This window comes from Streptomyces sp. NPDC058145, from assembly GCF_042884245.1.
Lineage (GTDB): Bacteria > Actinomycetota > Actinomycetes > Streptomycetales > Streptomycetaceae > Streptomyces.
On the sequence record NZ_JBHVUH010000011.1, the window covers coordinates 148801 to 161162 of the forward strand.

The 12362-nt window shown below is 71.0% G+C and carries 9 protein-coding genes and 5 tRNA genes; 11 read left to right on the forward strand and 3 right to left on the reverse strand.

The window, feature by feature from the left end; translation table 11 throughout:
• Positions 1 to 3732, reverse strand: a complete 3732-nt coding sequence (locus ACFVVO_RS25240) for a nitrate- and nitrite sensing domain-containing protein (protein WP_390057867.1) — start codon at positions 3730 to 3732, stop codon at positions 1 to 3.
• 565 nt (positions 3733 to 4297) lie between these two features.
• On the opposite strand from ACFVVO_RS25240, the gene ACFVVO_RS25245 reads away from it, so the two are divergent.
• The 9 genes from ACFVVO_RS25245 to ACFVVO_RS25285 all read left to right on the forward strand — a co-directional run bounded on the left by ACFVVO_RS25245 (position 4298) and on the right by ACFVVO_RS25285 (position 8645).
• On the forward strand, positions 4298 to 4489 hold the full coding sequence (locus ACFVVO_RS25245; RefSeq protein ID WP_351664614.1) for a hypothetical protein: 192 nt from the start codon (positions 4298 to 4300) through the stop codon (positions 4487 to 4489).
• Between the two features lie 464 nt (positions 4490 to 4953).
• Positions 4954 to 5739, forward strand: a complete 786-nt coding sequence (locus tag ACFVVO_RS25250; protein WP_390057868.1) for a fumarylacetoacetate hydrolase family protein — start codon at positions 4954 to 4956, stop codon at positions 5737 to 5739.
• Complete coding sequence (gene gltX, locus ACFVVO_RS25255) at positions 5732 to 7216, forward strand: glutamate--tRNA ligase (protein ID WP_390057869.1); 1485 nt, start codon at positions 5732 to 5734, stop codon at positions 7214 to 7216. The genes ACFVVO_RS25250 and gltX overlap by 8 nt, the downstream gene beginning before the upstream one ends.
• Positions 7217 to 7340: 124 nt before the next feature.
• Entirely contained in the window at positions 7341 to 8075 is a 735-nt protein-coding gene (locus tag ACFVVO_RS25260) for an HAD family hydrolase (protein WP_390057870.1), read from the forward strand.
• Between the two features lie 91 nt (positions 8076 to 8166).
• Positions 8167 to 8238 (forward strand) — tRNA-Gln (locus tag ACFVVO_RS25265).
• A gap of 38 nt (positions 8239 to 8276) precedes the next feature.
• Positions 8277 to 8349: transfer RNA gene (locus ACFVVO_RS25270), tRNA-Glu, on the forward strand.
• Positions 8350 to 8378: 29 nt separating this feature from the next.
• Positions 8379 to 8451 (forward strand) — tRNA-Glu (locus tag ACFVVO_RS25275).
• 21 nt (positions 8452 to 8472) lie between these two features.
• Positions 8473 to 8544, forward strand: a tRNA-Gln gene (locus ACFVVO_RS25280).
• 28 nt (positions 8545 to 8572) lie between these two features.
• Positions 8573 to 8645, forward strand: a tRNA-Glu gene (locus ACFVVO_RS25285).
• A gap of 53 nt (positions 8646 to 8698) precedes the next feature.
• Here the strand turns inward: ACFVVO_RS25285 and ACFVVO_RS25290 are convergent.
• The gene (locus ACFVVO_RS25290) at positions 8699 to 9343 is read right to left on the reverse strand and encodes a MerR family transcriptional regulator (protein WP_390057871.1); all 645 of its coding nucleotides are present in this window, start codon (positions 9341 to 9343) and stop codon (positions 8699 to 8701) included.
• An 81-nt stretch (positions 9344 to 9424) separates the two neighbouring features.
• Here ACFVVO_RS25290 and ACFVVO_RS25295 point away from each other — a divergent pair, with 81 nt between their 5' ends.
• Complete coding sequence (locus tag ACFVVO_RS25295; protein WP_390057872.1) at positions 9425 to 9949, forward strand: DUF4188 domain-containing protein; 525 nt, start codon at positions 9425 to 9427, stop codon at positions 9947 to 9949.
• Between the two features lie 81 nt (positions 9950 to 10030).
• Here ACFVVO_RS25295 and ndgR read toward each other — a convergent pair whose 3' ends face one another.
• Entirely contained in the window at positions 10031 to 10747 is a 717-nt protein-coding gene (gene ndgR, locus ACFVVO_RS25300) for an IclR family transcriptional regulator NdgR (protein WP_390057873.1), read from the reverse strand.
• A gap of 189 nt (positions 10748 to 10936) precedes the next feature.
• Between ndgR and leuC the strand changes: the two genes are divergently transcribed.
• Complete coding sequence (gene leuC / locus ACFVVO_RS25305) at positions 10937 to 12361, forward strand: 3-isopropylmalate dehydratase large subunit (RefSeq protein ID WP_390057874.1); 1425 nt, start codon at positions 10937 to 10939, stop codon at positions 12359 to 12361.
• Position 12362: the final 1 nt, after the last annotated feature.

Sequence of the window (12362 nt, forward strand, 5' to 3'; positions counted from 1 at the left end):
CTAACGCTCCTGCTGGTGAGTGGGGCTCTGGATGCTGCCGGTCTGGCCGTTGCCGGCCTGACGGCCCTGCGCGATGCCCCGACGGAGATTGGTCAGCCGGCCGCGTACGTCGTCAGGCGCACGCGAGACCTGCGGACCGGCTTGGTGCTGTTGCTGCTGAGCCGTGCCCGGGACGAGGTTCGCCCGGGGCACCCGGCGCGGCAGGCCGGAGGTGGTGACGCCGCCCGCCGCGGGCTGCCGTACGCGCTCCGCCTGCCGGACGAGTTCGTCGTTCGGCGAGGTGCGCCAGGAACCGGTGGCGGCGGGACGTTGTGGGGCCGGCGCGGGCGCCTGCTGCTGCGGCACCGCGGCCGGGGTGCTGTCCGGCTGCCGCTGCTCCTGCTGATGACCGTGGAACCAGTTGGTCTCCAGCGTGTCGTACAGCGGGGTGCGGCCGTCGCCCGGACCGGCGGCCGGCGGCAACGCCTCCGGCTCGCGGCGGACGGGACGCTGCTGCGGCTGCTGCGGCTGCGGGGCCGGCGGACGCGGCGCGCCGAAGTCGGCGCGGGGGCTCGGCTGCGGACGCTCGAACTGGCCGGTGTCGGCCGGGCCCTGGCGGCCGGGCAGCGCGTGCTGACCGGTGGAGCCGCCGTCGAAGCCGCGGTCGTACGCCTGCGGGGCCGCGAACTGGCCGGTGCTCTGCGGGTCCTGCTGCCCGGACGCCGACGTGCCGAAGACGTCGGAGCGGACGAACTGGCCGTTGCCGCCCTGCTGGCCGTACTGGCCGTTGTCCTGCGGGGCGGCCGGACGCTGGAACTGGCCGGTCTGCTGCGGGTTCTCGGCGCCGGGACGCGCGAACTGGCCGGTGGAGCCGTTCATCCCGAAGTCCGGGCGGGGGAACTCGCCCGTCGAGGCCGGCCCCTGCGCGTCGATCCGCGGCATCTCCGCCGTCGTGCCCGGGCCCTGCCGGTCGTCGAAGCGCGGCACGCGCGAGGTCTGCGCCGGGTCCTGCTCGTCGTGGCCGCGCGGGGCGTCCAGCGAGGCACGCGACAGCGGGGTCTGGGCGTTGCCGCGCCAGTCCGCGGGGTCGGACTGCGGGTTGCCGCCGGGCAGTTCGGCCCGGTGGCCGCCGCGCGGCGGAAGCTGGGGCTGACGGCCCTGGTCGGAGGCGCCCGCGCCACCGCGCTGCGCCGCCGGACCGCGACCGCCGAACATGTCCTGCGGGCCCTGCCCGGCGCCCGGCGTGTGACCACCGAAGCCGCCCGCGCCGGCGCCGGCCGGAGCCGGCCGGCCCTGCTGCGGGCCACCCGGACCCTGCGGACCGCGCGCTCCGCCCGGCGCGCCGGGACGGCCGCCCTGGCCCGTGCCGGGCAGCGCGGCCCGCGGACCCTGGGCGGAGCCGACCTGGCCGCGCGGGCTCTGGCCGGCGCCGAGGCGTCCGGCGGGCGTCGCGCCGCCGAGGGCACCGCCCTGACCGCCGCCGTTGTTGCGACGGGCGGCGGCGACACCGGCCGCGGCCTGCGCGGCGGCGGGGCCACCGGTCGCCGCGGGCGCGCCGGGCTTGCCCGGAGCGGGCTTCTTGCCGCCCTGGGCGACGTCGACGGGCAGCATGACCAGCGCGGTCGTGCCACCGGAGTCGGACGGGCGGAGCTGGATGCGGATGCCGTGCCGCTGCGACAGGCGGCCGACCACGAACAGACCCATGCGGCGGGACACCGACACGTCCACGGTGGGCGGCGCGGCGAGCCGCTCGTTGATCGCCGCGAGGTCCTCGGGGGAGAGGCCGATACCGGTGTCGTGGATCTCGATCAGGACGCGGCCGTCGGGCAGCGCGTGACCGGTGACCTTGACCTTGGTCTGCGGCGAGGAGAAGGAGGTGGCGTTCTCGAGCAGCTCGGCGAGGAGGTGCACGAGGTCGTTGACGACACGGCCGGCGACCTCGGTGGTCGGCACGGAGGCCAGCTCGATGCGCTCGTACTGCTCCACCTCGGACGCGGCGGCGCGGAGCACGTCGACCAGCGGGACCGGGCGGGTCCACCGGCGGCCGGGCTCCTCACCCGCGAGGACGAGGAGGTTCTCGCCGTTACGGCGCATACGGGTGGCGAGGTGGTCCAGCTTGAACAGCGAGGAGAGCTGGTCCGGGTCGGCCTCGCGGGACTCCAGTTCGGAGATCAGCGAGAGCTGACGCTGGATAAGACCCTGGGAGCGGCGCGAGAGGTTGGTGAACATCGCGTTGACGTTGCCCCGCAGCAGGGCCTGCTCGGCGGCGAGGCGGACCGCCTCGCGGTGCACGTCGTCGAAGGCCGCGGCCACCTGGCCGATCTCGTCCCGGGAGTGCACACCGACGGACTCCACGGACGTGTCCACGTCCTGCGGGTCGGACTCGGAGAGCTGCTTGACCAGCTCGGGCAGCCGGTCCTGGGCGACCTTGGTGGCCGTGTCCTGCAGCCGGCGCAGCGAGCGGATCATGGACCGGGCCACGACGAAGGCGCCGACCAGCGAGACGCCGAGCACGATGAGGATCAGCGCACCGGAGAGGATCGCCTCCTGCTCGGAGGACGACTTCAGCTCGCGGGCCTTCTGCTCCATGTCCTCGAGCAGCGTGTGCTCGATGTTCTTCATCTGCTGGATCTTGGTGGAGCTGTCGTCGACCCAGTCGCGGTAGGAGCGCGCCGGCAGGTCGTTGAGGCCGCCGGGGGACTCCAGAACCCGCTTGGCGTACAGGTCCGCCGCCTGGATCGTCGGGTTGCTGTCCTCGATCGGCTTGAGCAGCTCGTCCGGGTTCTGGCTGCTGTAGATCTTCCGGAAGATCGCGATCTGCGACTTCTCGCTCGAGTACGCCGACTCGCCGTAGAGCTGGTCGTTCTTGGACAGCTCACCCTTGGAGGTGTTGCTGGAGGTCAGGGCCGCCGCGATGACGGCACGCTGCACGGAGGCGTACTCCTTGGCGCTGGAGAAGGCCGCCAGGGCGCGGGTGCGCGAGATCATCTCCGGGTTGCTGGACGCCTCGGCCATGGACTGGGAGAGGTCGATCAGCTGGGTGATCAGCCGGTGGTAGGCCTCGACCGTCTGCGTCGAGTTGTTCTTCGACTTGTAGGCGTCCTGGCGGATCTTGGCGAGACCGTCGAGCTGGTTGGCGAGGCTGACCAGGGTGTCGCGGACGCCCTGGAGGTTGCCGTTCTTGCTCGCCTCGTCGATCTGCTCGGACGCGTCGAGGAAGTTCTCCCGGGCCCGGTCGGACTTGTCCTGGTAGCCCTTGACCGTGTAGTCGGTCGGCTTCAGACCGTGCGCCAGCGGGCCGGCGGACTGGTCGCGCTCGTCCTGGAGCGCCATGGCCAGCTCGGTCGCCTGCTTGGTCATGTCCGTCAGCAGCTTCATGTTGTCGAGCTGCTGGATGTCGTCCATCGAGTCGCTGATGCGCAGCGCGCCCAGCGAGGTCGCCGCGACGACGGGGAGAGCCAGCAGCGACACCAGGCGTGTGGAGATGCGCCAGTTGCGCAGGGCCATGCGCGAGCCGGGGCCGCTAGGGCTCCTGCCGGCCGGCTTCGCGGCCGGAGTGGGGTTCTGGGTCTTCGCCGAACCGGCCGGGCCCGCCGTGGACGACGTGCCGGGGCGCCTGGAGCGCTCACCACTGTCGCCGGGCTGGGCCGGGCCCGGGTTCTGGGCGTGCTGGGGGGAGGAACCGCGGTCGGTCCCGCCGTGCGCCTCCGGCTCCGCCGAAGCGCTGCCATCCCTCTTGAAACGTCCCTGCACTAGCGTCGCAACCTCTGGACCAGGCGCCCCCCCGCGCGAACGGAGGGACACGGTGTCGGCGTCTTGGAGAGCGCCCTGAATACGCCCCCCGGTGGTCTTGAGTGACCCGGCGCTGGTTCCCCCTTCTCGCCGCCACTCGGCGCTGCGTTGCGCCCCCTGCGTGCCGGCTCGATCCCGCGGCGGTCCGTGGAATTCCAGCACAGTGCCGGATCTCCAACAAGGGCCATGAGCCGAGCTGTGACCTACGTGACGGACCGTGAGGCCCAGGCTACGACCTGTGTAAGTCGATCCCGTACAAAACGGGCGTACCGCCGCGACTGACCGCTCGTCGCCCGGTGTCCCAGTCGCCATGATCAGGAGCGGAATGAGGGCTTCAGGGGGGCAATGTCCGTTTCCCTCGCGGAAAGCGGGGGCCGGAATTAACCGATTTGCCCATGGGGTCGTGAGCAAACTCACATGGAGATCTTGTGGAGTTCACGTCCGTGGCGGGGAATCCGATGTTTAGCCTTGCGCTTTACAGGATGAGATGTTCTGTCAACCCACCATCGGCCACAGGATGACAACGGTGAAGACGACGATGATGTTCCGCAACATAGCCAACCCGCGGCGCACGACGCTGGCGCACCTCGAGGACGCCGACGAACTGCAGACGCCGGAGCTGCCGGAGCACTCCGTCGACCTCCCGGCCCAGACGGCCAACCCCCGGCGCACCGTCCTCATGGAGGTCCCGGTCGGCGCCGCCGCGGCCGGCGAGTAGCCGAGCCCGGCCACCGGACACACCGAGCGCGGTCCGGAGATCACATGATCTCCGGGCCGCGCTCCTTTTTCACCGGGATTCGCTCTCCAGCCTCTTTTCTCCCGCGCCGGAATCCATGCCACCACCACCGATCCGATACGCCGGCACCCGTTCGCGGCGGATTTTCCGCGTGGGACGGGGCTGGTGGCCGAGGGTGCCCGGCGCGCCGGCCCGGCCGTGCGCCCTCGTGGGGCGGGCCCCTGGCCCGGGCGCCGCAGGGCCCCGCCGAGTACGCGGGCGCCTCCGGGAATTCCCGAGTAATGCGCGAATGTCCCGTGCGGGTAATCCCGCGGAATTCGGGATCGCCGCACGAGGATCGGCGAGCCGGAAAACCCCGCCACGCCGTACTGCCCGAACGCCGCACGGCCCGACCGGTTAACCTGGGGCGTCAGTACGCCGGTTCTAGTTGAGGGGCGCAGGATCCCGTGCGCATCGCCAGGTTCTCCATCGACGGGAACGTAGCCTTCGGCGCGGTCGAGGGCGACAAGGAGGACGAACTCGTCCTCGACATCATCAAGGGCATCCCGTTCGCGGATCACGAGCTGTCCGGTACGAAGGTGCCGCTCAGCAAGGTCAGGCTGCTCCCCCCGGTGCTCCCCAACAAGGTCGTGGCGTTCGGCCGCAACTACGCCGAGCACGCGCGCGAGCTGGGCAACGAGGTGCCCGACGCCCCCTTCGCCTTCTTCAAGCCCTCCACCTCGGTGATCGGCCCCGGCGACGAGATCCGGTACCCGTCCTTCTCGCGGGAACTGCACCACGAGGCCGAGCTGGCCGTCGTCATCGGGCGCATGTGCCGCGAGGTCCCGCGCGAGCGCGTCAAGGACGTGATCCTCGGCTACACCTGCGCCAACGACGTCACCGCCCGCGACGTGCAGCGGCGCGAGAAGCAGTGGGCGCGGGCGAAGGGCTTCGACTCCTCCTGCCCGCTCGGCCCCTGGGTGGAGACGGACCTGGACCTGGAGCGGGCGAACGACCTCACCGTCCAGCTCACCGTCAACGGTGAACAGCGCCAGCTCGGCCGTACGAGCGAGATGATCCACCCCATCGAGGACCTGGTCGTCAACATCTCCGAGGCCATGACCCTGCTCCCCGGCGACGTCATCCTCACCGGCACCCCCGCGGGGGTCGGCCCCCTGAACGTCGGCGACGAGGTCGCCGTCACCATCGAAGGCATCGGCACTCTCACCAACAAGGTTGTCAAGCGTGGCTAGCGCATCCGGCTCACCCGTACGCGTCCGTTTCTGTCCCTCGCCCACCGGTAACCCCCACGTGGGCCTGGTCCGCACCGCCCTGTTCAACTGGGCGTTCGCCCGGCACCACCAGGGCACCCTGGTCTTCCGCATCGAGGACACCGACGCGGCCCGCGACTCCGAGGAGTCCTACAACCAGCTGCTCGACGCGATGCGCTGGCTGGGCTTCGACTGGGACGAGGGCCCCGAGATCGGCGGCCCGCACGCGCCGTACCGCCAGTCGCAGCGCATGGACCTCTACAAGGACGTCGCCCAGAAGCTCCTGGACGCCGGCCACGCCTACCACTGCTACTGCTCCCAGGAGGAGCTGGACACCCGCCGCGAGGCCGCGCGCGCCGCGGGCAAGCCGTCCGGCTACGACGGCCACTGCCGCGACCTGGGCGAGGCGGAGGTCGAGGAGTACAAGGCCCAGGGCCGCACCCCGATCGTCCGCTTCCGCATGCCGGACGAGCCGATCACCTTCACCGACCTGGTCCGCGGCGAGATCACGTACCTCCCGGAGAACGTGCCGGACTACGGCATCGTGCGCGCCAACGGCGCTCCGCTGTACACGCTGGTGAACCCGGTCGACGACGCCCTGATGGAGATCACCCACGTCCTGCGCGGCGAGGACCTGCTCTCCTCCACCCCGCGCCAGGTCGCCCTGTACAAGGCACTGACCGAGCTGGGCATCGCCAAGCAGACCCCGGCCTTCGGCCACCTGCCGTACGTCATGGGCGAGGGCAACAAGAAGCTCTCCAAGCGCGACCCGCAGTCCTCGCTCAACCTCTACCGCGAGCGCGGCTTCCTGCCCGAGGGCCTGCTCAACTACCTCTCGCTGCTGGGCTGGTCACTCTCGGCCGACCAGGACATCTTCTCGATCGAGGAGATGGTCGCGGCCTTCGACATCGCGGACGTGAACCCCAACCCGGCGCGCTTCGACCTGAAGAAGTGCGAGGCGATCAACGCCGACCACATCCGGCTGCTGGAGGTCAAGGACTTCACCGAGCGCTGCCGCCCGTGGCTGAAGGCCCCGGTCGCCCCCTGGGCGCCGGAGGACTTCGACGAGGCCAAGTGGCAGGCGATCGCCCCGCACGCGCAGACCCGTCTGAAGGTCCTGTCCGAGATCACCGACAACGTCGACTTCCTGTTCCTGGCCGAGCCGGTCTACGACGAGGCGTCCTGGGCGAAGGCGATGAAGGAGGGTTCCGACGCCCTCCTGCGCACGGCGAGGGAGAAGCTGGAGTCGGCCGACTGGACCTCGGCCGAGTCCCTGAAGGAGGCCGTCCTGGCCGCCGGCGAGGCGCACGGCCTCAAGCTCGGCAAGGCCCAGGCCCCGATCCGCGTCGCCGTCACCGGCCGCACGGTCGGCCTGCCCCTCTTCGAGTCCCTGGAGGTCCTGGGCAAGGAGCGGACGCTGGCCCGCGTCGACGCGGCACTGGCGAAGCTCGCGGCGTAACGAACGCGACACACCGAGGGCGGCATCCGGGACAGCCGGGTGCCGCCCTCCGCCGTACCCCTCCGCGGTCCGTGCGCGTCCCGTCCCCCGGACACGGTGGCCGCTCGCCGGTTACGGTCGGGACATGAGCATTCGCGCCGTGGTCTGGGACGTGGACGACACCCTCTTCGACTACACCACCGCCGACCGCGAGGGCATGCGCGCCCACCTGGTGGCAGAAGGGCTCCTCGCCGGGTACGGGTCGCCGGACGAGGCGCTCGGGCGCTGGCGGGAGATCACCGACCTGCAGTGGGCCCGCTTCGCCGCCGGCGAGGTCGACTTCGTCACACAGCGGCGCGACCGCGCCCGGGTCTTCCTGGACCGGCCGGAGCTGACGGACACCGAGGCCGACGACTGGTTCCAGCGGTACGTGCGGCACTACGAGGCCGCCTGGTCCCTGTTCCCGGACGTCCTGCCGGTGCTCGACGCCCTGGCCGCCAGCCACCGGCACGCGGTGCTGTCCAACTCCAGCCTGACCGTTCAGGACCGCAAGCTGCGCCTGCTCGGCGTGCGCGACCGCTTCGAGACCCTGCTGTGCGCCGCCGAGCTGGGCGTCTCCAAGCCCCGGGCCGGCGCCTTCCTGGCCGCCTGCGACGCCCTCTCGCTCGCCCCGCACGAGGTCGCGTACGTCGGCGACCACCCGGAGATCGACGGACGGGGTGCCGCCGACGCGGGGCTGCTGTCGGTCTGGATCGACCGCGGCGGCGCCTACGCGACCCTGGATCCGCCCACCGGACCGCACCGCATCGCGTCCCTCTCCGAACTCCCCGGACTCCTCGGCGCGGATAGTCGTTTTGGAGCCCCGTCCACCTTCGGGTAATGTTCTTCCTGCGCCGCCGGGGAGCGGGCCGAAAGGCCGCGAACCGGAGGAGCAAACTAGAACGAGAACCCTTCCGGGGCTTGAGTTCCAGTGGCCTATGGTGTAATTGGCAGCACGACTGATTCTGGTTCAGTTAGTCTTGGTTCGAGTCCAGGTAGGCCAGCTCGCAGAGCTCATCTGCGCCGCGGATCACATCCGCAAGCCCCCGTTGTGTAGCGGCCTAGCACGCTGCCCTCTCAAGGCAGTAGCGCCGGTTCGAATCCGGTCGGGGGTACTGATCTCGGTCAACTCGAGATCGCTAGGGCCCCCGTTGTGTAGCGGCCTAGCACGCCGCCCTCTCAAGGCGGTAGCGCCGGTTCGAATCCGGTCGGGGGTACTGACTGGTCTAAGCCGTCATTGGTCTATGGTGTAATTGGCAGCACGACTGATTCTGGTTCAGTTAGTCTTGGTTCGAGTCCAGGTAGACCAGCTCGGACCTGCGGAAACGCAGTGTCCACGCCCCCGTTGTGTAGCGGCCTAGCACGCCGCCCTCTCAAGGCGGTAGCGCCGGTTCGAATCCGGTCGGGGGTACAACAGGAAGGCCCTTCGCTTCGGCGGAGGGCCTTCGCCGTTCCCGGCGCCGGCTACTCGAAGCCGTACCGCCGCGCCGTCTCCTCCTCCTGGGCCAGCCGGTGCAGCGCCTGCAGCACCGGCTCGTTGAGGATCGCCCCCAGGACGGCGAACTCGATCCGCTCGGCCTCCGACGGATGCGTCTCCATGTTGTCCAGGTCGAGGACGGCTGTCCGGTGCATCAACTCGGCGTACGGCGCGAGCTGTTCGGCCCCCCAGCCGTAGCCGAGCCGGCGGAAGGCGGCCACTCCCACCACCAGTGAGCGGTACGCGGGGGAGATGGTCGTCAGCCGTTTGGCGTTCTCCCAGCCGAGCCGGTCCAGGAGCGCGGCGACCTCCTCGTGCGCGGCCCGGACGTCCTCGTCCTCCTCGTCCGGATCCGGCACCTGCGGCAGCGCCCACATCGCCGCTCCCAGGCGGATCGTGCGGCCCAGGGAGTCGTCGTCCACGTGCCCGAGCACCTCGCGCACCTTCGCCACCGGCACCCGGCCCACCTGGATCATCGCCCGTACCAGCCGCAGCCGGCGCAGATGCTCCTCGTCGTACTCGGCCGTCCTGGCGTTGACCTGGCGGCCCGGCGGCAACAGCCCTTCACGCAGGTAGTACTTGATCGTCGCCGTGGACACACCGCTGCGCTCGCTGAGCTCCGCCAGCCGCATCTCTTGCGCCTCTCCTTGGGAAGTGCCACTATCCAATCATCGCCAGAAGGATAGTGTCGCTATCTGATGAGGGGGACCGGCATGTTCGCAAAGCCTGTGCGGGGCCGTACGACCGCGGCGGCCGAGGGTGATGTGGTGGTACTGCTCATCGGCATGCGGATCAACCACTTCCGGGCGGTGCACCAGTGGCTTCCGGTCATGCTGTCGATGATCCGCATGCTGGGGGAGCTCGCGCGGGACCCTGACCGGGGGCTGCTGGGGCACGTACTGCTGACGGCCTCGCCGCGGACGTACTACGTCGTCCAGTACTGGGAGTCCAAGGAGAAGCTGTACGCCTACGCGACCTCGCCGGACATGTTCCACCACCGGGCCTGGGCGGTCGTCAACCGCAAGGAGCGCCAGGGCAAGGCACGCGGACACGTGGGCCTGTGGCACGAGACGTACGTCGCGCCCGAGGGCTCCCACGAGTCCATCTACTTCGACATGCCGGCCTTCGGCCTGGCGAAGGCGCACGGCCAGGTGCCCGTGGAGCGGCGCGGCCGCCATGCAGAGGACCGGTTCGCGTACCGCTCGCAGCGGGCGCAGGAGTCCGGGAAGACCGTCTGACGGGGGGATCGGGGGACCGGGGAGGGCTCGCCGCGGCGTTGGGGCGGACCCTCCCCGGTGACGTTCCCGGGGATTCGCGGCTCAGCCGGTGCGGCGCAGCGCCTCGGAGAGGCGGGCCGCCGCGTCGATGACCGCCTGGGCGTGCATACGGCCCGGGTGACGGGTCAGGCGCTCGATCGGGCCGGAGACGGACACCGCGGCCACCACACGGTTGGAGGGGCCGCGCACGGGCGAGGAGACGGACGCCACGCCCGGTTCGCGCTCGCCGATGGACTGGGCCCAGCCGCGCCGCCGTACGCCCGACAGGGCCGTCGCCGTGAAACGGGCGCCCTGCAGACCGCGGTGCAGGCGCTCCGGCTCCTCCCAGGCCATCAGGATCTGGGCGGAGGAGCCGGCCTTCATGGTCAGCGTGGAGCCGACCGGGACCGTGTCCCGCAGGCCGGACAGACGCTCCGCCGCGGCCACGCAGATCCGCATGTCACCCTGGCGCCGGTAGAGCTGCGCGCTCTCGCCGGTGACATCGCGGAGGTGGGTGAGCACGGGGCCCGCCGTGGCGAGCAGGCGGTCCTCGCCGGCCGCCGCCGCCAGTTCCGCGAGGCGCGGGCCGAGGATGAACCGGCCCTGCATGTCGCGTGCCACCATGCGGTGGTGTTCCAGGGCCACGGCCAGGCGGTGGGCCGTGGGTCGTGCCAGTCCGGTGGCGCCGACCAGACCCGCGAGGGTGGCCGGACCGGACTCCAGAGCGCTCAGGACGAGGGCCGCCTTGTCCAGAACGCCGACGCCGCTACTGTTGTCCATGAAACGATACTCGCGTCTCACTCTGTGAAACGCAAGTTCAATTTTCCGTGGAACGCGCCACCCTGGAATCACACAGCGGCCCGTGCACCACAGGGCCCGGCGGCGGACGTCCGAGAACCGGGGCGCGGGCGCCGTCTCCCCAAGATCTCGAGTTGGGCCGGTGGACGCTTGCCGGCCGGAGGGAAAGCGATGGGTAGGACACTCGCGGAGAAGGTCTGGGACGACCACGTCGTCCGGCGCGCCGAGGGCGAGCCCGACCTCCTCTACATCGATCTGCACCTGCTGCACGAGGTGACCAGCCCGCAGGCCTTCGACGGCCTGCGCAAGAGCGGTCGTCAGGTGCGCCGTCTCGACCTCACCATCGCGACCGAGGACCACAACACCCCGACCCTCGACATCGACAAGCCCATCGCCGACCCGGTCTCCCGCGCCCAGCTGGAGACGCTGCGCAAGAACTGCGCCGAGTTCGGGGTGCGGCTGCACCCGCTGGGCGACGTCGAGCAGGGCGTCGTGCACGTCGTCGGCCCCCAGCTGGGCCTGACCCAGCCCGGCACCACCGTGGTCTGCGGCGACTCCCACACCTCGACGCACGGCGCGTTCGGCGCGCTGGCGTTCGGCATCGGCACCTCCCAGGTGGAGCATGTGCTGGCCACCCAGACGCTGCCGATGGCCCGCCCGAAGACCATGGCCATCACCGTCGAGGGCGAGCTGCCCGAGGGCGTCACCGCCAAGGACCTGATCCTGGCGATCATCGCGCGGATCGGCACCGGCGGCGGTCAGGGCTACGTCCTGGAGTACCGCGGCTCCGCCATCGAGAAGCTCTCGATGGAGGCCCGGATGACCATCTGCAACATGTCGATCGAGGCCGGCGCCCGCGCGGGCATGATCGCCCCCGACGAGACCACCTTCGAGTACCTCAAGGGCCGTCCGCACGCCCCCGAGGGCGCCGACTGGGACGCCGCGGTCGAGTACTGGAAGACCCTGCGCACCGACGAGGACGCGGTCTTCGACGCCGAGGTCGTCATCGCCGCCGACGAGCTGTCGCCGTTCGTCACCTGGGGTACCAACCCCGGCCAGGGCGCGCCGCTTTCGGCGTCCGTCCCCGACCCGGCTTCGTACGAAGACGCTTCGGAGCGCCTCGCCGCCGAAAACGCCCTGAAGTACATGGGGTTGGCGGCCGGCCAGCCGCTGCGCTCCATCGACGTGGACACCGTCTTCGTAGGCTCCTGCACCAACGGCCGCATCGAGGACCTGCGTGCCGCCGCCGATCTGCTGCGCGGCCGCAAAGTCGCCGACGGCGTACGGATGCTGGTCGTCCCGGGCTCCGTCCGGGTCGGTCTGCAGGCCGTCTCCGAGGGCCTGGACGTGGTCTTCAAGGAGGCCGGCGCCGAATGGCGGCACGCGGGCTGCTCGATGTGTCTCGGCATGAACCCCGACCAGCTGGCCCCGGGTGAGCGTTCCGCGTCCACCTCCAACCGCAACTTCGAGGGCCGGCAGGGCAAGGGCGGCCGTACCCACCTGGTGTCGCCGCAGGTCGCGGCGGCCACCGCGGTCCTGGGGCACCTGGCCTCGCCCGCCGACCTGACCGACGACCGCACGCCCGCTGGAGTCTGAG